The sequence below is a fragment of the Verrucomicrobium sp. genome, from assembly GCA_028283855.1.
Taxonomy (GTDB): Bacteria; Verrucomicrobiota; Verrucomicrobiia; order Methylacidiphilales; family GAS474; genus GAS474.
The window spans coordinates 818,576-835,334 of the sequence record JAPWJX010000003.1 but is presented as its reverse complement, the minus strand read 5'-3'; the positions used below and the strand labels follow the sequence as shown (position 1 = coordinate 835,334).

Below are 16,759 nucleotides of genomic sequence, written 5' to 3'. Positions count from 1 at the left end.
GCGACGCCTTCCCGGGCCAAAGTTTCCGAAAACTGGTAAAGAACGGGGTGCCCGGCTATTCGCGAAATTCGCAACCCAAGGCGCCGCGCAAGGAGGCGCGCAGGGTCTCCTGCCAGCCGTTCACTTCCTTGTCCGTCAACGTTCGGTCCTTGAGGCGATAAGTCAAGGCGTAGGCCAAAGATTTTTTGTCGGCGGCGATCTTCTCCCCCTTCGCGTCCTCGAAGACGTCGAAGAGGCGGAGGTCCTCCAGCGCCCCGGCGGCGGAAGAGGCGTCCAGGATCGCGCGGCGGACCGCCTCCTGGGGCACATCCCGCTTCACCACCACCGCCACGTCCCGCCGGACGGCGGGGAAGGTGGGCAGGCCTTGGAAGAGGCGCGGCGCCTCGGCGTGGCGCAGCCAGCCCTCCGCGTGATATTCGGCGTAGAAGGCCTTCGCCTTCAAATCGTGCCGCTTCGCGGCGGCCGTGGGGACGGGGCCGCGCTCCAGGCGCGTGGCGTCGCCCAGGCCCGCCTCGGCCTCCAGGAAATCGCCGATGCCCTTCAGGTCATAGAAATCGGCCGCGCGCTCCCGCGCCGTCCAGGTGGCGGGCTCCGCCCCCAGGCAGAGAAGGCCCAGCCGGGTCTCCTCCACGATCTTCCCCTCCCGCCGGACGTAGACGCGGCCCAGCTCGAAGAGGCGCAGGGAGGCGTTCCCCTTCGCCACGTTCCGCGCGGCGACGGCCAGGAGGCCCTCCCGCAGATTCGGGCGCAGGTGGGTGAACTGCGCGTTGATCGGGTTGGCCACCTCCAGCGCCTCCGGCGCGTCGGCGTAGTGGGCGGCCTCGCCCATCGCCTCCGTCAGGCACTCCTGCCAGCCGCGCGCGGCCAGGGCGGCGCGCAGGCGGGCGGCCTTGTCGTGGACGCGGTCGGCCTCGCTCTCCGGCACCCAGCCCAGGCTGACCCGGCCCGGCAGGTCGGCCAGGCCGCGCAGGCGGGCGACTTCCTCGATCAAATCGATTTCCGCTTCCAGGTCGTGCCGGAAGGAGGGCGGCTGCCAGCCCTCCGCCCGCTTCTCCACGCCCAGGCTGCCCAGGAGCCGCTCCGTCTCCGCCGCCGCCACCGGCGCGCCGAGAACGCGGTCCAGCCGCTCCGCGCGGAGCGTGATGGGGACGCGCCCGGCGGGCGGATTGCCCGCCACGACGGAAGCCCCGGCGATGCGCGCCCCGCACAGTTCCTGCAGGAGGGCGATCGCCCGGTCCCGCGCGGCGAAGACCCCGGCGGGATCGACCCGGCGCTCATAGCGGTAGGCGGCGTCGGTCAGGATGCCCAGGCGGCGGCCGCTGGCGCGGACCCGGCCCGGCACGAACCAGGCGGCCTCCAGGGCGACGGTCGTCGTCGCGTCGGAAACACCGCTCTCCTTCCCGCCGATCACGCCCGCGAGGGCGTGGGGCTTCGCCTCATCGGCGATGACGAGGTCCCCGGCGGCCAAAGCGTAGGTCTGGTCGTCCAGGGCGGCCAAAATCTCTCCCGCCCGCGCGGAGCGGACGGCAATCTTCTTGCCGGAAAGCTTCGCCGCGTCGAACGCGTGGAGCGGCTGCCCCATTTCCCAGAGGACGAAGTTGGTGATGTCGACGACGTTGTTGATCGGCCGGTGGCCGGTGGCGGCGATCTTCTCCTGGAGCCACGCCGGGCTGGGGCCGACCTTGACCCCTTCCAGCACCGTGACCGAATAGAGCGGGCAGCCTTCGTCTTCCAGCGCCACCGCCCAGCCGGAGGCCTCCTGCGGCCAGGAAAGGGCGGGAGCGGCGGGCGGCGCCTTTAGCGTGCCGCACCCCAGCGCGGCCAATTCCCGCGCCAGGCCGCGGTAGGAAAGGAGGTCGGGCCGGTTCGGCGTCACCTCGACATCGATGAACGTGTCGGGCGGACAGACGGCGGAAAAAGGCCCGAAGGGCGTGCCCGCGGGAAGAATGAAGAGCCCCTCGGCGTCCTCCGCCAGGTTCAGCTCCTTGGCCGAGCACATCATGCCCTGGGAAAGCTCGCCGCGCAGCTTGCTCTCCTTGATGACGAAGTCGCCGGGCAGGCGCGCGCCGGGGAGGGCCAGCGGCACCCGGTCGCCCACGTTGAAATTCTTGGCCCCGCAGACGATCTGCCGCTCTTCCGTGCCGGTGGAAACCTTGCAAAGCCGGAGCCGGTCGGCGTTCGGGTGCTGGACGAAGCTCAAGACCTCGCCGACGACGAGGTTCGGGTCGTCGACGCCGTGCTTCTCGATCCCCTCCACCTCCGTGCCGCCCTGCGTGAGGCGCTCGGCGAGCGCGTCGACCGGGAGGGCGATCTCGATGTAGTCCTGGAGCCAGCGGAGCGAGAATTTCATGGGAGCCGCCTAGAATAAGGCGGCCCCATCGGGAATCAAGCCCGTCAACCGGAGGGCGGGAGTCCAGAGGGAGGGCCTTCCCTCCCTCTGCGTCTTGATCAGTCCTCGATCCCCCGCAGCTTGGAAAGGCTGTGGAAGTCGTCCAGGGCGGTGACGTCCCCCTTCACCTCGCCGCCGGCGGCGATTTCCTTGAGGAGGCGGCGCATGATCTTGCCGGAGCGGGTCTTCGGCAGCGCCTCGGCGAAGCGGACCTCGTCCGGGCGGGCAATGGGGCCGATCTGCCGGCCCACGTGCTGCCGCAGCGCGTCGGCCAGATCGGGCGCCGGGACGATGCCCGACTTCACGGTGACGAAGACGACGACGCCCTGCCCCTTCAGCGGGTCGGGACGGCCGACGGCCGCCGCCTCCGCCACCTGGGGATGGGTGACCAGGGCGCTCTCGATCTCCGAGGTGCCCAGCCGGTGGCCGGAGACGTTCAGTACGTCGTCGATCCGGCCGACGATCCAGAAGTAGCCGTCCTTGTCCCGCCGCGCGCCGTCGCCGGTGAAGTAGGCGCCGGGCACTTCCTTCCAGTAGGCGTCGGCGTAGCGCTGGTCGTCGCCGTGGATGGTGCGGAGCATGGAGGGCCAGGGGCGGCGGATGACGAGCTTGCCGCCCTTGCCGGGGGGCACGTCCTTGCCCTGCTCGTCGACGACGGCGGCCTCCACGCCGAAGAAGGGGAGGCCCGCCGCGCCCGGTTTCATCGGCACGCCGGGCAGGGGCAGGATCATGTGGCTGCCGGTCTCCGTCTGCCACCAGGTGTCGACGATCGGGCAGCGCTTGCCGCCGATCTTCTCGTAGAACCAGATCCAGGCCTCGGGATTGATCGGCTCGCCGACGGTGCCCAGGACGCGCAGGGAGGAGAGGTCGTGCTTCGCCGGCCACTCGTCCCCCCACTTGATGCAGGCGCGGATGGCGGTGGGGGCGGTGTAGAGGATGTCGACTTGGTATTTCTCGACGATTTCCCAGAAGCGGTCGGGCTGGGGATGGTTGGGCGCCCCTTCGTAGAGGAGGGAGGTGCCGCCGTTGGCCAAAATGCCGTAGACGACGTAGCTGTGCCCGGTGATCCAGCCGACGTCGGCGGTGCAGAAGAAGAGGTCCCCTTCCCGCAGGTCGAAGGCCCAGCGGGTGGTGAGCAGCGCCCCCAGGAGGTAGCCGCCGGTGGTGTGGAGGATCCCCTTCGGCTTCCCGGTGGAGCCGCTGGTGTAGAGGATGAAGAGGGGGTGCTCGCTGTCCAGGGGCACGGGCGGGCAATCGGCGGAGACGGTCTTCGCCTCCTCATGCCACCAGAGGTCGCGGCCCGGCTGCATGGCCATCTCCGCGCCGGTCCGGCGGACGACGAGGACGGTCTTCACCCCCGTCTGGCCGGAAGCGAGGGCCTGGTCCACGGTCCCCTTAAGGCCGACGGCCGCGCCGCGCCGGTAGCCGCCGTCGGCGGTGACGACGATCTTGGCCCCGCAGTCGGCGATGCGGTCCCGCACCGCCTCCGCGCTGAAGCCGCCGAAGACGACGCTGTGGACCGCGCCGATGCGGGCGCAGGCCAGCATGGCCACGGCCGCCTCCGGGATCATGGGCAGGTAGATGACGACGCGGTCCCCCGCGCGGACGCCGTGCTTCTTCAGCACGTTGGCGAAGAAGCAGACCTCCCGGTGGAGCTGGCGGTAGGTGAGGGTGCGGGAATCGCCCGGCTCCCCTTCCCAGATGAGGGCGGCCTGCTGGCCGCGGCCCGCCTCGATATGGCGGTCGATGCAGTTGTAGGAGACGTTCAGCTTGCCGCCGACGAACCATTTGGCGTGCGGCGCCTTCCACTGGAGGACCTTCTTGAAAGGCTTTGCCCAGGAAAGCTCAGCGGCCTGCTTTTTCCAGAACTTCTCCGGGTCGCGGAGGGACTGCTTGTAGAGTTTTTCGTATGCGGCGCGGCCGGAGAGGCGCGCTTTCTTGAGGAAGGGGGCGGCAGGGCGGAAAACCCGCTTTTCCTGGAGCACCGAGTCGATGGAGGACGACATAGTCGTCCCTCGAATCTGCGCCACCCAGGCGATTCTGACAATTAAAACTAGTTGTTTCCCGCTCCAGGCACGAAAAAACCGGCGAGACCGAAGTCCTGCCGGTTTTTTTGTGCTTCAGGCCGTGCCCTTAACTCAGAGGCTCTCGCCCAGCTGGAAGCGGGAGAAGCGGCGGACGACGATGTTTTCACCCAATTCCGCGATCTTGGCGGCGATCAGGTCGCGGACCACCACGTTGGGGTCCTTGATGAAGCCCTGCTCCAGGAGGCAGACCGTGGCGAAGTATTTGTCGAGCTTGCCGGAGACGATTTTCTCGACGACGTTCTCGGGCTTGCCTTTGACGGTCTCGGCGGCGACTTCCTTTTCCTTGTCGATCTCCGCCTGGGGCACCTCTTCCCGGCTGACGTAGCGGGGGGAGGCGGCGGCGACTTGCAGGGTCAGGTCCTTGACCAGCTCGCGGAAGGCCGGGGTGCGGGCGACGAAGTCGGTCTCGCAATTGATCTCGATGAGGACGCCGACCTTCTCGCCGGCGTGGATGTAGGAGCCGATGACGCCGTCCTTGGCCTCGCGGCCGGCCTTCTTGGCGGCTCCGGCGGAGCCCTTCTTGCGCAGCCAGACTTCGGCCGCTTCCAGGTCGCCCTTGGTTTCCAGCAGGGCCTTCTTGCAGTCCATCATGCCGGCGCCGGTCTGGTCACGCAGCTTCTTGACGAGTTCGGGGGCGATTTCAACAGCGCTCATAGGGAAAAGATAGGGGTGGGGGTTTGGAAAACGAACGGCGGGCGGCCCACTTTTTGGGGACGCCCGCCGAGGTCTAGAGGGTTACAGACTTAGGCGGAGACGCCGGTCATGGCCACTTCGTCGGCGGGGGCCGCGGAGCGGGCCAGATCCTGGTCCTTCTCCTCGGAGCCGGCGGGGGTCACGCCGCGGCGGGCCTTGCCTTCGATGATGGCGTCGTTGAGGGACTCCAGCATCACGCGGATGGAGCGGATGGCGTCGTCATTACCCGCGATGGGATAGTCGGCCAGTTCCGGATCGGCATTGGTGTCGACGATGGCGACGATGGGAATCTTCAGACGGCGGGCTTCCTGGACGGCGATGCCTTCATGGACCATGTCGACGATGACGAGGGCCGCGGGCGGCTTGTCGAGATCCTTGAGGCCGTCGAGGTTGCGGTGGAGCTTGACGCTCTCGCGCTTGAGGGCGGCCAGCTCCTTCTTGTGCATCTTGTCGAAGCCGCCGCTCTTCTCCAGCTCGTCGATGGCGCGCATGCGGGCGACCGACTTGCGGATGGTGGTCAGATTGGTCAGGGTGCCGCCGAGCCAGCGCTCCGCGACGTAGCAGGAACCGCTGCGCTGGGCCAGGTCCTGGACGACCTGCTGGGCCTGCTTCTTGCAGCCGACGAAGAGGACTTTCTTCCCCTCGGCGGAGAGCTCGCGCAGGAAATTGGCGGCGACTTCCAGCTGCTTGGCCGACTGGTTGAGGTCGATCACGTAGATGCCGTTGCGGGCCTCGAAGATGAAGGGCTTCATCTTGGGGTTCCACCGCTGCGTGCGGTGGCCGAAGTGCACCCCGGCTTCCATTAACTCTTTGACGTCGACCTTTGCCATATCCAGTAATCCTGCCATTTGTTTTAGCGGTTCATTTCCTATATCGAAAGCTTGTTTCCTACGCCGATTCGGGGCGCGGAAAGGTTGACCGTAGGGACTTTGTACGCATTGGCAAGGAGAAATTCGCGAGCCGATCGGCCCGGGCGATCGGGAATTGACTCCCGGGTGGCCTGGATTAAGCTTCCCCCTGATTTGAACCCCGCCCGATGACGCCGCACCCCCCGACGCCTTCCGCCTTTCTGCGGGTATTTTTTACGCTTTTTGCCTTATATTCAGGAGTTTGCGTTGCCCGCGCCGACGTTTCCGAGCCGGACGCGGCGGCCCCCGCCTTCCCCTGGCATCGCCACATCGTCACCACCGTTTTCTGGATCGGCGCCGACCCAAACCACCTGACCGCCACGCAGAATTTCTCCAGCGCCTGGGATGCCCAGTGGATCAAGACCTACGGCGGCACCGACGCCCCCGACCGCCACGCCGGGCTCCTGCCGAAGCGCTTTGCCCCCACGGAGAACCCCTTCTACGTCGCCCTCCCCTTCAACGACGTCTCCAACCCCGACCTGGCCCGGAAATACGTCCCCTGGTACTCGGCCGTCCTGCATAACGACCACCCTTACGTCTCCCAGTGCAAGGGCCGCTGGGTCCAGATCCGCGGCGGCGACGGGCACATCGCCTACGCCCAATGGCAGGACGTCGGCCCCCTGCGGACCGACCACGCCGCCTACGTCTTCGGTTCCGACCGGCCCCGGGACTTTACCCGCGCGGGCCTCGACATCTCCCCCGCCGTCCGCGACTACCTGGGCCTCTCCGACAAGGAAGAGACCGACTGGCGCTTCGTCGAGGACGCCGACGTCCCCGCCGGCCCCTGGCGGACCTATGCCGAGCAAGCCGTCATCTACGCCGCCCTGAAGGCCAAGGAACGCCAGCTGGCGACCGACTGGCGCCCCGCCCCGAAACAGCCGCAGGCGGTGGAGCTGGACACGGCGGAGTAGCCGCTCCCCCCCCTCCGGCTCTCTCCGGGCTTCGCCGCGGTTTTTACAGACGCAAAGGGGGCCTCAGCCCCCTTTGGATCCCGGAAAGTTAGGCCTCCGGCTGTCTTTAGACTGTTTTGGGATTGCCATTGCCATGGCCGCCGCCTAAAGGTTTCGTCCCCTTATTGGGAATTCCTATGTTTCTTGCCGCTGTTGCCGCCGCCTCGACCTCCGCGCCCGAGCACGCCGGGGGCCTGCCGATGGCCGCCCCCATCCTGTTCCACCTTGGCCCCCTGGTCATCACCAACTCGATGCTGGTGGCCTGGATCGTCGCCGCGCTCCTGATCATCGGCGCGCAGCTGGCCACCCGCAAGATCAAGGCCGTCCCCTCCGGCGCGCAGAACCTGGCCGAGTGGGTCGTCGAAAGCCTCCTTTCCTTCCTGACCGACATCCTGGGCGCCGCCCTGGCCAAGCGCACCTTCTGGTTCCTGGCCACCCTCTTCGTCTTCATCCTGGGGCTCAACTGGTTCGGCCTCCTGCCGGGCGTCGGCACCATCGGCTACGGCGAGGGGGAGCACTGGTACCACCTGGAAATGGTCCGCCCCTTCCTGCGCGGCGCCAACGCCGACCTGAACCTCCCCCTGGCCATGTCCCTGGTCTTCTTCGTCCTCTGGACCTACTGGGCATTCGCCACCAACGGCCCCGCCGGCGTGGCCAAGCACATCTTCGGCTCCAAGGGCGACTTCGCCGGCATCGTGGGCCTCCTCATGGCCCTCGTCTTCCTGGCCGTCGGCGTGCTGGAAGTCATCTCCATCCTGATCCGCCCCATCGCCCTGACCTTCCGTCTCTACGGCAACGTCTACGGCGGCGAGGTCATGATCGACGCCATGATGAGCGTCGTCCCCTGGCTCTCCTGGCTGATCCCCCTGCCCTTCTATTTCTACGAGCTGCTGGTCGGCGCCGTCCAGGCGCTGGTCTTCTGCCTCCTCTGCGCCGTCTTCATCGCCATGATGTGCCGGCACGACGACGAGCACGCCACCGAGGAGGGCGGCCACCACTAAGAGAACCCCTTTGTCCTCCCCGGACTGCGTAAAAGCCGCGGCGGGAAGGCCAACCCCAAACAACCATCCAACACAGAAACCCATGATCGCTCCCTTCCTCTCGGAAATCACCGGCAACCTCCACGCGGGCCTCGCCCTTCTCGGCGTCGCCATCGGCATCGGCCTCGTCGGCGCCAAGTTCGTCGAGTCCGTCGGCCGCAATCCCGGCGCCCGCAACACCGTCCTCGTCTTCGCGATCCTTTCCATCGCGCTCGTCGAGTCCATCTTCTTCTACGCGCTCTTCCTCGTTAAGTAACCAAGAGTAACTAGAACCCGGGCGGCCCGGCTCATCCGGGCTTGGGCCGCCCTCTTCTTCCCCTCCTCCTCACCCATGATCCCCACCTCCCTCTTCCTGGCCCAGGCCCAGGCCGAGCCCGGCATCGTCAGCGGCCTCGCCGGCACCTTCTACAGCATGGGCGTCGACGGACCGCGCCTCCTCTCCCAGATTTTCCTCTTCGTCATCGTCGCGCTCTGCCTCAAGCGCTTCGCCTACCAGCCCATCCTCGCCATCCTCGAGCAGCGCCAGGCCACCATCAAGGAAAGCCTGGAGAACGCCGCCCGCGTGAAGGAAGAGCTGGCCGCCGCCCAGACCCAGCGCGCCGCCCTGCTGGCCGAAGCCAACGAGAAAGCCAACGCCATCGTCGCCGAGGCCAAGCAGATCGCCGACCTCCAGTCCCAGAAACAGCAGCAGGAAACCGCCCGCCAAATCGAGGCGAGCCTGGCCGCCGCCCGCGCCGCCACCGAGCAGGAGCGCGAGCGCATGCTGCGCGAGCTGCGCGGCGAAGTCCTGCGCCTGGTCGTCGACGCCACCGGCCGCGCCACCGGCAAAGTCCTCACCGCCGACGACCAGAAGCGCATCCAGGACGAGACCCTGGCCGCCACGTCCCGGAACTAAAGACCCCCACCCCGACCTTCCCATGCGCATCGACCGCGAAGCCCGCCGCGAGGCCCGCAAGCTCTACCGCTCCTGCCTGGAGAACGGGCGGCTCTCCGAGGCCCTCCTGCGCGCCGTCATCGGCAAGGTCGCGGAAGAAAAGCCCCGCGGCTACCTGGCCATCCTCCACCGGCTCAAGAAACTGGCGGAGATCGAAGTCGCCCAGCGCACCCACACCGTCGAGTCCGCCGTCGAGCTGCCGGACAAAGGCGCCTCCCTCCTCAAAGGCCTGGAAGAGCGCTTCGGCGCCCCCCTGGCCGTCGAATACAAGGTCGATCCCACCCTCCTGGGCGGCGTCCGCCTCCGCGTGGGCAGCCAGCTGTGGGACGGCTCCGTCCGCCAGCGCCTCCGCGCCCTCACCCTTTCCTAAACCCCTTTTAATCTAACCGAACCCTACTCCTCCCTATGAGCTCCCTCCTCCAAGACATCGAAGCGCAGATCGCCGGCCTGAAGACCGACGTGGCCCCAAGGCTCCGTCGGCACCATCCGGGAAGTGATGGACGGCGTGCTCAAGATCGAAGGCCTCGGCAACGTGGCCATGAACGAGCTGATCGAATTCACCGGCGCCAAGCGCAACGAGGACGGCGCCCAATACGCCGTCGTGCTCAACATGGAAGAGACCGAAGTCGGCGCCATCGTCCTGGGCGACTTCAGCGGCATCCGCGCGGGCGACGAAGTCCGCGCCACCGGCAAGCTCCTCCAGGTCCCCGTGGGCAAGGAACTCCTCGGCCGCGTCGTCGACTCCCTGGGCCAGCCCATCGACGGCAAGGGCCCCATCGCCGCCGGCGCCGCCTACCCGGTGGAAAAAATCGCCCCCGGCATCATCAAGCGCCGCTCCGTCTCCCAGCCCGTGCAGACCGGCATCATGGCCATCGACGCCATGATCCCCATCGGCCGCGGCCAGCGCGAGCTCATCATCGGCGACCGCGCCACCGGCAAGACCACCATCGCCATCGACACGATGATCAACCAGGCGCAGATCAACCGCGCCCAGGAGGGCAAGCCCGGCTTCCGCCCCATCTACTCCATCTACGTCGGCGTCGGCCAGAAAAACTCCAACATCGCCCGCGTCATCGAGGCCCTCACCAAGGCCGACGCGCTGAAATACACCATCATCGTCTCCGCCTCCGCCTCGGAAAGCGCCACCAACCAGTATCTGGCCCCCTTCGCCGGCGCCGCCATGGGCGAATGGTTCATGGATAACGGGATGGACGCCCTCATCGTCTTCGACGACCTCTCCAAGCACGCCGTGGCCTACCGCCAGGTCTCCCTGGTCCTGAAGCGCCCCTCCGGCCGCGAAGCCTACCCGGGCGACGTCTTCTACCTCCACTCCCGCCTCCTGGAGCGCTCCGCGCGCCTCTCCGAGAAAGCCGGCGACGGCTCCCTCACCGCCCTGCCCATCATCGAGACGCAGGCCGGCGACGTCTCCGCCTACATCCCGACGAACGTCATCTCCATCACCGACGGCCAGATCTACCTGGAAACCGACCTCTTCTACCAAGGCATCCGCCCGGCCGTCTCCGTCGGCCTCTCCGTCTCCCGCGTCGGTTCCGCCGCGCAGATCAAGGCCATCAAGCAGGTCGCCGGCAAGCTCAAGCTCGACCTGGCCCAGTTCCGCGAGCTGGCCGCCTTCGCCCAGTTCGGCAGCGACCTGGACGCCGCCACCAAGGCCAAACTCGACCGCGGCGCCCGCATCGTCGAAATCTTCAAGCAGCCCGCCTACAGCCCCTACCCCGTCGAGGTGCAGGTGGCCATCCTCTGGGCCGTGCAGAACAACTACTTCGACGCCGTCCCCGTCGACAAGGTGAAGGACGCCCAGAACAAGCTCGCCGAACAGCTCAAGCTGCGCCACGAGACCCTCCTGGCCGCCATCCGCGACAAGGCCGCCATCGACGACGCCACCGCCGCCCAGCTGAAGGAAGCCGTCTCCGCCTGGGCGGAGAGCGTCAAAGCCTGACCTCAAGCCCAATCCCCTCCCGGTCTAACCCCGCCCCATGGCCAACACCCGCGACATCCGCCGGCGCATCAAGTCGGTCAAGAACACCGCCCAGATCACCAAGGCGATGCAGATGGTCGCCGCCACCAAGATGCGGCGGTCCCAGACGCGCGCCTTGGCCGGCCGCCCCTACGCCGAGCGGCTGGAGCGCGTCGCCTCCCACCTGAGCGAGCAGGTCATCGGGGTTTCCCACCCCCTGCTAACCCCCCGCCCGGTCAAGAAGCGCGCCGTCCTCCTCCTCTCCACCGACCGCGGCCTCTGCGGCTCCCTCAACACAAACCTCTTCCGCGAAGTCATCCACCACGACAAGGCGGAGAACGTCTACGTCACCATCGGCCGCAAGGGGCGCCAGCTCGTCCCCCGCCTGAAGCACTCCGGCGGGCAGGGCAAGGCCAACCTCCTGGCCGACTTCGAGGTCAAAGACAACTTCGCCTTCGCGGAGACCAAGGCCGTCGCCCAATTCCTCATCGACCGCTACCTGGCCGGGGAGATCGACGCCGTCGACGTCGCCTACAACCACTTCGTCAACGCCCTGACGCAGAAGCCCGTCATCGCGCCGCTCCTGCCCATCGGCCGCCTCCCTGAGGCCGAACCGGCCCCCGTCTCCGGCGAGCACGCCGTCTACCTGTGCGAGCCCCCGGCGGAAGACCTCCTCCACGGGTTCCTGCCCTTCGTCGTCCACTTCCAGGTCTACCAGTATCTGCTGGACGCCCGCGCTTCCGAGCACAGCGCCCGCATGGTCGCCATGAAAAACGCCACGGAAAACGCCAAGACCCTGGTAAAGGACCTGACCCTGGAATACAACAAGGCCCGCCAGGCCGCCATCACCACCGAGCTGCTGGAAATCACCACCGCCCAGCTCGCCATCAGTTAACCCCTTTCCAACACACAGCCCCCTCCACTTCATGAACAAAGGTAAAATCGTCCAGATCATCGGCCCGGTGGTCGACGTCGAATTCAGCGACAGCCAAATCCCCGGCATCTACGAAGCGCTCGAAATCCAGCACGGCCCCGAGGGCAAGCTCGTCTTCGAAGTGCAGCAGCACATCGGCGAAGGCTGGGTCCGCGCCATCGCCATGTCCTCCACGGAAGGCCTCAAGCGCGGCATGGAAGTGACCGCCACCGGCGCCCCCATCAGCGTCCCCGTGGGCGAGGGGATCCTGGGCCGCATCTTCAACGTTTTAGGTGATCCCATTGATGAGCGCGGCCCCATCCAGGCCACCAAACGCTACCCCATCCACCGCGCCGCCCCCAAGCTGGTCGACCAGAACACCAGCGCCTCCATCCTGGAAACGGGCATCAAGGTCATCGACCTCATCTGCCCCTTCACCAAGGGCGGCAAAGTCGGCGCCTTCGGCGGCGCGGGCGTCGGCAAGACCGTCGTCATCATGGAGCTGATCAACAACATCGCCAAGGGGCACGGCGGCTACTCCGTCTTCGCCGGCGTCGGCGAGCGCACCCGCGAGGGCAACGATCTTTATCATGAAATGGCCGAGTCAAAGGTCATCAACCTCGACAAGATCGAGGAATCGAAGGTCGCCCTGGTCTACGGCCAGATGAACGAGCCGCCGGGCGCCCGCCTCCGCGTCGCCCTCTCCGGCCTGGCCATGGCGGAATACTTCCGCGACGAAAAAAACCAGGACGTCCTCCTCTTCGTCGACAACATCTTCCGCTTCTCCCAGGCGGGCGCGGAAGTCTCCGCGCTGCTGGGCCGCACCCCCAGCGCCGTCGGCTACCAGCCCACCCTGGCGTCCGAGATGGGCGACCTGCAGGAGCGCATCACCTCCACGAAGAACGGCTCCATCACCTCCTTCCAGGCGGTCTACGTGCCGGCGGACGACTTGACCGACCCCGCGCCGGCCAACACCTTCGCCCACCTGGACTCCACCATCGTGCTGGAGCGCTCCATCGCCGAGCTGGGCATCTACCCGGCCGTCGACCCGCTGGCCTCCACCTCCAAGGCGCTCTCCCCCGACATCGTCGGCGAGGAACACTACGCGGTCGCCCGCGGCGTGCAGAAGATCCTTCAGCGCTACAAGGAACTGCAGGACATCATCGCCATCCTGGGCATGGACGAGCTTTCCGCCGAGGACAAGCTCCTGGTCTACCGCGCGCGCAAGATCCAGCGCTTCCTCTCCCAGCCGTTCCACGTGGCCGAAATCTTCACCGGCACCAAGGGCGAGTACGTGCCCATCTCCGAGACCGTCCGCGGCTTCAAGGAGATCCTCGAGGGCAAGCACGACGACGTGCCGGAGAGCAACTTCTACATGAAGGGCAAGATCGACGCGATCCGGGCCTAAGCCCCGGATCCCGTCCCTTCCCTCCATCTGGATATGGCCACCCTCCGCCTGGAAATCGTGACCCCGGAAACCCGCGTCTTCGCGGGCGACGTGGAGAGCGTCCTCCTCCCCGGCGTGGAAGGGGACCTGGGCATCCTGCCCCAGCACGCCCCCCTCCTCACCCAGCTGGCCCCCGGCGAGCTGGCCTACGTGGAAAAGGGCGTCTCCCACACCCTGGCCGTCGGCCACGGGTTCGCGGAAGTGACCGGCACGGAAGTCTCCATCCTGACCGACCTGGCCGTCCGGGAGGCCGACATCGACGAAAAGCTCGTCGCCGAGGCCCTCCAGCGCGCCGAGGAAGCCCTCCGCAACCGCTCCCTGGTCGGCGAGGAACTGGAAGCCACCGAGGCCTCCATCGCCCGCTCCCTGGCCCAGCTCAAGCTCAAGCGCCGCCGCCACCCGGGCAACGCCGCCATCCGCTAAGGCCTCGTCACCCTTCAAAAAGGCCCGCCCGGCACCCGCCGCGCGGGCCTTTTCTTTGCCCGCGCCGCCCTTCAATAGCCGAATTACTGGTACCGCCATGACCTTTAAAGAACTCGAAGCCGCCCTGGGCGAACCCCTCGTCCGGAAGGACTGGAAACAATTCGTCCATGAGGACGGCCAGCCCGGCGGCTGGTTTGAAAAAGGCCAGGGCGTCACCGTCGACCCCACGGCGGAAATCGACCTCACCGCCGTCGTCCGCGGACCGGGCACCACCATCGGCCGCTTCGTCATCCTCGGCCCCGGCGTCCTCGTCGAGGACCGCGCCCGGATCGAGCACGGCCCCGTCCTTTCCGAAGGCGCCCAAGTCAGCGGCCCCTTCTACATCACCGGCCGGAAGACCGAGCTGGTCGGCCCCGACGTGAAAGTCTGGTGGAACGCGGCGCCGGAATTACGCGCGGAAGACGCCGACACCGCCAAGCTCACAAACGTCACCGCCCGGGACAGCGCCCACATCTCCGGCCGCGTCCTTTTGACCGAAGTCCTCGCCCAGGACGGCTCCACCATTTCCGGCCCGCACGGGGAAGGCACCGCCACCCGCCTCTACGGGGCCAACCTGACCCAGGGCTCCACCGCCGGCGAGGGGGCCACCGTGATCAATTCCGACCTCGTGGCCTCCACCGCCTCCGGTTTCGGCACCCAGGTCATCGAGTCCCATCTAAACCAGGCCGTCGCCCCCGTCGGCCAGCAGACGAAGGACGCCGTCCTCGACAACTCTCCCAAGCCGCCCGCGCCCCGTCCCACCGTCCTCATCCTGGCCCAGCGCCCGGGAGCGGAAGGGGAGGAAGGCTTTGAGGAAGGCGGCTACGCCCAGAATGGCGAGGAAGAAGAGGCCGCCCCGTCCTTCGTCCCGCGCCGCCGCGCGCGCCCCCACCTTTCCCATACCGGCTTCCGCCGGTGCAGCCACCGCCCCACCGCCCACCCCGAAACCCCCGGCCAGGAAAAGACATGACCTTCCGGGAACTCGAAGCCGCCTGCGGCGAATCCCTCGCCCCCGCCCAGTGGCGGGAACACGCCAACGCCGACGGCACCCGCGGCTGGTACGGGGAAGGCGCCGCCGTCGATCCCACCGCCCATATTGACCCCTCCTCCATCGTGCGCGGAGAGGGGACCGAAATCGGCCGCCGCGCCGTCATCGGCCCGGACGTCGTCGTCGAAAACGGCGCGCGGATCGCGGACGGAGCCGTCCTGCGGGACGGCGTGGAAATCGCCGGCCCCGTGACCATCAGCGGCGCGGAAACCCTCATCACCGGCCCGGACACCCGCGTCTGGTGGCTGGCCGCCCTGGCCGCCCGCCAGGATGAGAACGAGCGCGCCGAGATCATCGACTCGGAAATCTCCGGCGGCACCCACATCTCCGGCCGCGTCGCCATCGGCATCTCCACGATCAAGGACGGCTCCCGCATCAAAGGGGACCACGACTTCGGCACCGAGCGGACCGAGATCGTCGACTGCCGCCTGGCCGACGCCACCGTCCCTCCCGGCCTCCATCTCCTGAGCGAAGAATACGGCCCCAGCCACGCGGGCGGGGAAAACGAGCCCGCGCCCCAGCCCGCGCAGGTCTTCCTCCTTCTCCGCCGGGACGGGAGCGAGGAGGCGGTCACGCCGCCCCCGCGCCGCCACGCCCCGCACGCCGGATTCCAGCGCTGCAGCCATCGCGGGGACGTGCTGCCCTTCCGCCGCGACGGGCAGGAAAAGCACTAGGCCTGCGCCAGCGCCGCCTCGAAATCGGCCAGCAGGTCCTCCCAGTCCTCGATCCCCAGGGAGATCCGGACCAGCCCCTCCGTCACGCCGCCCCGGTCCAGGTCTTCCGCCTTCCAGGCGGAGTGCGTCGTGCTGCGCGGGTGGCAGGCCAGCGTCTCCACGCCGCCCAGAGAGACGGCGTTGCGCGCCAATTTGAGCGCGCGCAGGAAGTCGAACGCCGCCCGCTTTCCCCCCTTCAGGTCGATGGAGAAGACGCCGCCCGGATGGCCGCACTGCGCGGCGGCGATCCGCTTCTGCTCCGCCTCGTCGAAATAAAGGGGGTAGTAGACGCGCGCGATCTTCGCGTGGCCGTGGAGCGCCCGCGCGATCTTCTCCGCGTTCTCCGCCTGCCGCTGCATGCGCAGGGAAACCGTCGGCAGCCGGGTTTCCAAAATCCAGCACTCGTCCGGCTGCAGAATCGTGCCGAAGAGGCTCCGCTTGGACCGGATCTTCGCCATGAGGGCCGGGTCCTTCGCCAACGCCACGCCGCCGATCAGGTCGCTGAAGCCGCCCAGGTACTTCGTCGCCGAATAGAGCGCCAGGTCGGCCCCCAGCGCCAGCGGATGCTGGAAAGTCGGGCCCAGGAAGGTGTTGTCCACCATGACGAGGGGGCGGTCCTCCCGGGCCGCCGCCGCGCGCGCCGCCGCGGCGATGTCGGTCATGACCAGGGTCGGGTTGGCCGGGGTCTCGATGAGGACGACCTTCAGCCGGGGCGTCTCCGCGATCGCCCGCGCCAGCTCCTCCGTCCGGCCCGCCTCCACCGCCGTGCTCCCCACGCCAAAGGGGGCCAGGAAGCCGCTCAGCAGCGTCTGCGTCGCCCCGTAGAGGGGGACGGTGTAGAGAATGTGGCCCCCCGGCTGCACGACGGCCAGGAGCGCCGTCACGATCGCCGACATGCCGGAATTGAAGACCGCCGCCGCCCGCGCCTCCGGCTCCAGGGAGATGACCCGCTCCTCCAGGATCTGCGCGTTGGGATGGTTGAAGCGGGAATAAATAAGGTCGAGGTTCTCCCCCGGCTCCGGCTGGACGCGCCCCCCTTGGACGGCAAAAGCCCGCTCCGCCGCCTCCGGGCTGGAAAAGACGTAGGTGGAGCTGCGGAAGACCGCGGGCCGGGCCGAGCCGACGGAGAGCTTCGGGTCGAAACCCCGCGTCACCACGTCGGTCTCCGGGCGCAGGGGGGAAGAGGAACTCATTGGGAGC

At 67.8% G+C, this 16,759-nt stretch carries 16 protein-coding genes; 11 read left to right on the top strand and 5 right to left on the bottom strand.

The window, feature by feature from the left end:
• Positions 1-55: 55 nt before the first annotated feature.
• The 4 genes from pheT to rpsB all read right to left on the bottom strand — a co-directional run bounded on the left by pheT (position 56) and on the right by rpsB (position 5,999).
• Positions 56-2,350: a phenylalanine--tRNA ligase subunit beta gene (gene pheT, locus PW734_05360; GenBank protein MDE1170629.1), complete on the bottom strand. Its 2,295-nt coding sequence runs from the start codon at positions 2,348-2,350 to the stop codon at positions 56-58.
• A gap of 98 nt (positions 2,351-2,448) precedes the next feature.
• The gene (acs, locus tag PW734_05355; protein MDE1170628.1) at positions 2,449-4,395 is read right to left on the bottom strand and encodes an acetate--CoA ligase; all 1,947 of its coding nucleotides are present in this window, start codon (positions 4,393-4,395) and stop codon (positions 2,449-2,451) included.
• Between the two features lie 132 nt (positions 4,396-4,527).
• Entirely contained in the window at positions 4,528-5,130 is a 603-nt protein-coding gene (gene tsf / locus PW734_05350) for a translation elongation factor Ts (GenBank protein ID MDE1170627.1), read from the bottom strand.
• Between the two features lie 89 nt (positions 5,131-5,219).
• Positions 5,220-5,999, bottom strand: coding sequence for a 30S ribosomal protein S2 (rpsB, locus tag PW734_05345; GenBank protein ID MDE1170626.1), 780 nt, complete (start codon positions 5,997-5,999; stop codon positions 5,220-5,222).
• Positions 6,000-6,205: 206 nt separating this feature from the next.
• Here rpsB and PW734_05340 point away from each other — a divergent pair, with 206 nt between their 5' ends.
• The 11 genes from PW734_05340 (at position 6,206) to PW734_05290 (ending at position 15,520) form a co-directional block, all read left to right on the top strand.
• Positions 6,206-6,988: a hypothetical protein gene (locus tag PW734_05340; GenBank protein ID MDE1170625.1), complete on the top strand. Its 783-nt coding sequence runs from the start codon at positions 6,206-6,208 to the stop codon at positions 6,986-6,988.
• Positions 6,989-7,164: 176 nt separating this feature from the next.
• On the top strand, positions 7,165-8,028 hold the full coding sequence (locus PW734_05335; protein ID MDE1170624.1) for a F0F1 ATP synthase subunit A: 864 nt from the start codon (positions 7,165-7,167) through the stop codon (positions 8,026-8,028).
• Positions 8,029-8,110: 82 nt separating this feature from the next.
• Positions 8,111-8,323, top strand: a complete 213-nt coding sequence (locus tag PW734_05330) for an ATP synthase F0 subunit C (protein ID MDE1170623.1) — start codon at positions 8,111-8,113, stop codon at positions 8,321-8,323.
• 75 nt (positions 8,324-8,398) lie between these two features.
• On the top strand, positions 8,399-8,962 hold the full coding sequence (gene atpF, locus PW734_05325) for a F0F1 ATP synthase subunit B (GenBank protein MDE1170622.1): 564 nt from the start codon (positions 8,399-8,401) through the stop codon (positions 8,960-8,962).
• Positions 8,963-8,984: 22 nt separating this feature from the next.
• Positions 8,985-9,371 (top strand): F0F1 ATP synthase subunit delta, encoded by a 387-nt coding sequence (locus PW734_05320; protein ID MDE1170621.1) that lies wholly within the window; start codon positions 8,985-8,987, stop codon positions 9,369-9,371.
• A 126-nt stretch (positions 9,372-9,497) separates the two neighbouring features.
• Complete coding sequence (gene atpA / locus PW734_05315) at positions 9,498-10,958, top strand: F0F1 ATP synthase subunit alpha (protein MDE1170620.1); 1,461 nt, start codon at positions 9,498-9,500, stop codon at positions 10,956-10,958.
• A 37-nt stretch (positions 10,959-10,995) separates the two neighbouring features.
• Entirely contained in the window at positions 10,996-11,871 is an 876-nt protein-coding gene (atpG, locus tag PW734_05310; protein ID MDE1170619.1) for an ATP synthase F1 subunit gamma, read from the top strand.
• Positions 11,872-11,902: 31 nt separating this feature from the next.
• The gene (atpD, locus tag PW734_05305; GenBank protein MDE1170618.1) at positions 11,903-13,297 is read left to right on the top strand and encodes a F0F1 ATP synthase subunit beta; all 1,395 of its coding nucleotides are present in this window, start codon (positions 11,903-11,905) and stop codon (positions 13,295-13,297) included.
• 33 nt (positions 13,298-13,330) lie between these two features.
• Positions 13,331-13,759 carry an ATP synthase F1 subunit epsilon gene (atpC, locus tag PW734_05300; protein ID MDE1170617.1) on the top strand — a complete coding sequence of 143 codons (429 nt, stop codon included), beginning with the start codon at positions 13,331-13,333 and terminating at the stop codon, positions 13,757-13,759.
• Positions 13,760-13,856: 97 nt separating this feature from the next.
• Entirely contained in the window at positions 13,857-14,768 is a 912-nt protein-coding gene (locus PW734_05295) for a hypothetical protein (protein ID MDE1170616.1), read from the top strand.
• Positions 14,765-15,520 carry a hypothetical protein gene (locus PW734_05290; GenBank protein ID MDE1170615.1) on the top strand — a complete coding sequence of 252 codons (756 nt, stop codon included), beginning with the start codon at positions 14,765-14,767 and terminating at the stop codon, positions 15,518-15,520. Before PW734_05295 ends, PW734_05290 begins: the two co-directional genes overlap by 4 nt.
• On the opposite strand, the gene PW734_05285 is transcribed toward PW734_05290, so the two are convergent.
• Positions 15,517-16,752, bottom strand: a complete 1,236-nt coding sequence (locus PW734_05285; GenBank protein MDE1170614.1) for a PLP-dependent transferase — start codon at positions 16,750-16,752, stop codon at positions 15,517-15,519. The two genes, PW734_05290 and PW734_05285, sit on opposite strands and share 4 nt — an antisense overlap.
• Between the last annotated feature and the right edge of the window lie 7 nt (positions 16,753-16,759).

What these genes read in the sequence shown, in the direction of transcription:
- pheT (MDE1170629.1), bottom strand. Translation starts at nt 2,350, where the DNA reads ATGAAATTCTCGCTCCGCTGGCTCCAGGACTACATCGAGATCGCCCTC.
- acs (MDE1170628.1), bottom strand. Translation starts at nt 4,395, where the DNA reads ATGTCGTCCTCCATCGACTCGGTGCTCCAGGAAAAGCGGGTTTTCCGC.
- tsf (MDE1170627.1), bottom strand. Translation starts at nt 5,130, where the DNA reads ATGAGCGCTGTTGAAATCGCCCCCGAACTCGTCAAGAAGCTGCGTGAC.
- rpsB (MDE1170626.1), bottom strand. Translation starts at nt 5,999, where the DNA reads ATGGCAAAGGTCGACGTCAAAGAGTTAATGGAAGCCGGGGTGCACTTC.
- PW734_05340 (MDE1170625.1), top strand. Translation starts at nt 6,206, where the DNA reads ATGACGCCGCACCCCCCGACGCCTTCCGCCTTTCTGCGGGTATTTTTT.
- PW734_05335 (MDE1170624.1), top strand. Translation starts at nt 7,165, where the DNA reads ATGTTTCTTGCCGCTGTTGCCGCCGCCTCGACCTCCGCGCCCGAGCAC.
- PW734_05330 (MDE1170623.1), top strand. Translation starts at nt 8,111, where the DNA reads ATGATCGCTCCCTTCCTCTCGGAAATCACCGGCAACCTCCACGCGGGC.
- atpF (MDE1170622.1), top strand. Translation starts at nt 8,399, where the DNA reads ATGATCCCCACCTCCCTCTTCCTGGCCCAGGCCCAGGCCGAGCCCGGC.
- PW734_05320 (MDE1170621.1), top strand. Translation starts at nt 8,985, where the DNA reads ATGCGCATCGACCGCGAAGCCCGCCGCGAGGCCCGCAAGCTCTACCGC.
- atpA (MDE1170620.1), top strand. Translation starts at nt 9,498, where the DNA reads ATGGACGGCGTGCTCAAGATCGAAGGCCTCGGCAACGTGGCCATGAAC.
- atpG (MDE1170619.1), top strand. Translation starts at nt 10,996, where the DNA reads ATGGCCAACACCCGCGACATCCGCCGGCGCATCAAGTCGGTCAAGAAC.
- atpD (MDE1170618.1), top strand. Translation starts at nt 11,903, where the DNA reads ATGAACAAAGGTAAAATCGTCCAGATCATCGGCCCGGTGGTCGACGTC.
- atpC (MDE1170617.1), top strand. Translation starts at nt 13,331, where the DNA reads ATGGCCACCCTCCGCCTGGAAATCGTGACCCCGGAAACCCGCGTCTTC.
- PW734_05295 (MDE1170616.1), top strand. Translation starts at nt 13,857, where the DNA reads ATGACCTTTAAAGAACTCGAAGCCGCCCTGGGCGAACCCCTCGTCCGG.
- PW734_05290 (MDE1170615.1), top strand. Translation starts at nt 14,765, where the DNA reads ATGACCTTCCGGGAACTCGAAGCCGCCTGCGGCGAATCCCTCGCCCCC.
- PW734_05285 (MDE1170614.1), bottom strand. Translation starts at nt 16,752, where the DNA reads ATGAGTTCCTCTTCCCCCCTGCGCCCGGAGACCGACGTGGTGACGCGG.